Annotated in this window: 2 protein-coding genes; both read right to left on the reverse strand. The window is 62.9% G+C overall.

Annotated elements, in window-relative coordinates; translation table 11 throughout:
* A partial coding sequence (locus tag IC66_RS0142215; RefSeq protein ID WP_038951369.1) for a flagellin N-terminal helical domain-containing protein occupies positions 1–467 on the reverse strand: 467 nt, incomplete at its 3' end.
* A gap of 361 nt (positions 468–828) precedes the next feature.
* A partial coding sequence (locus tag IC66_RS0142220; RefSeq protein ID WP_038951370.1) for a DUF1522 domain-containing protein occupies positions 829–1,832 on the reverse strand: 1,004 nt, incomplete at its 5' end.

Below are 1,832 nucleotides of genomic sequence, written 5' to 3' on the forward strand. Positions count from 1 at the left end.
AGGGTCGTGGTGCCGCTCGCCGCCGTGGTGCCGCCCGCCGCGCCGTTATACACCACGTTGCTGCTCGCCGTCGCGCTGGCGAACGAAGTCGTGCCACGCAGGTCGGCCGCCGTTGCGCCCGAGATGCTGGTGGAGACATTGGACTTGGTGGAGTAGCCGACCGTGGTCTGCAGCGCCTGATTGGCGATCGACTTGGCGCTGTCGATCAGCTTCTGCAGCGAGGTGATGCCGGTGTTTGCAGCCTGCAGCACTTGCACACCGTTGGCGATGCCGTCGAGCAGATTGTTGATGTCGCTGGCGCGGTTGTCGAGCGACTGTGCGGTGAAGAAGTTGGTGGGATTGTCCAGGGCCGAGTTGACGCTCTTGCCGGTCGACAGACGGCTCTGCGTGGTGGCGAGAAGATCAGCGGTGGACTGGAGGGAGAGCAGGTTCTGACGAACCGACGAAGAGAGGACGATACCGGACATTGAGTGTTACCCTTCTGGTACGCAACGCAACAAACAAACTTCGATTAGGATTAATCGATGCCGGGACGGTGAACGCAGACGGCTAACAAAGCATGAAGCGTGTCGCTCCAGTCCTTCCGCGGATTCACCATGTGCGCGATCGGAGCCGGACCGCGCTTCGTCGTATCATCATGATCACATGATGCTTTTTGGTGCAGCGGCGACGCGTTTGCCACTTGTCAACCATAACTCAGAGTGAGCAATTCGCTGGACTCGAACGCATCGTCCCGACTTGCCAAGCGGCGTTCTGATGCCGACCCAAAAAGAAAGCGGCGGGGCCGAAGCCCCGCCGCCGGATCTTGCTTGCGATGTCGTCCGCTTGTTAGCGGAGCAGCTGCAGCACGCTCTGCTGCGACTGGTTGGCCAGCGACAGCGCGGAGACCGCGATCGACTGGCGGGTCGACAGCGCCTGGCTGTTGGCCGCCTCGGTGTTGGTGTCGGCCAGCGTGAGGTTGGACGAACCGGTCTGCAGCACGTTGATCAGGCTCTTGTTGAAGTCCTGACGAACCTGCACCACCGAGAGGTTCGAACCGAGGCTCGAGGCTTCCGAGCGCAGCGTGCTCGACGCGGCGTTCAGGTTCGACAGCACCTTGTTGGTCGCGGAGTTGTCGATGAAGTCGACACCGCTGGTCAACGCGGCAAGACCCAGACCCTTGGAGTTGTAGGTCACGCCGGTGATGCTGAGGTTCGACTTGCCGGTCTCGTCGAACACCAGCTTGAGCTGGTCGCCGTTCAACAGGTTGACGCCGTTGAACGAGGAGTCCTGCGAGGTGGTGTCGATCTGGTTCAGGATGTTGTTGTACTGAGACACCAGATTGGCGCGCGAGGTCTGCGCAACCGTATCCTGGACGGGGGTGGAAGCCGTCGAGAACGTCAGCGACGAGGTCAGCGTGCCGCCGATCGCACCACCCGCGGCGCTCGAACCGATGGTCGAGGACGCATAGTCGTTGGTGGTCGAGACCGTCAGCAGGCCGTTGGCGTCGATCGTCGCCGTCAGGTTGTTGGCCTGAAGCTTCGTGTTGAGCTGATCGAGCGTCTTGACCGTGCCGTTGGTGCCGTCGCCGAAGGTGACGTTGACCGCCGTGCCGCCGTTGAAGGACGAGAAGGTCAAGGTCTTGCCGCTGATGCCGCCGACGCCCGAGGTGCGGGCCGCGGTGAAGGCGGTCGCAGTCCCGGTGTTGCCGGCGAGGCCGAGCGCGTTCAGCGCGTTGCCGGTGCCGGTGACGGACAGGTCAGCATTGACGCCGGTGGAGAGCTTGAGCTGGCCGGAGGCGTTGATCGACGAGTTGGTCTGGCCGGTGGCGGTCGCAAGCGTCGCGGTGCCGT

The sequence above is a fragment of the Bradyrhizobium genomosp. III genome, assembly GCF_000261705.1.
Lineage (GTDB): Bacteria > Pseudomonadota > Alphaproteobacteria > Rhizobiales > Xanthobacteraceae > Bradyrhizobium > Bradyrhizobium ottawaense.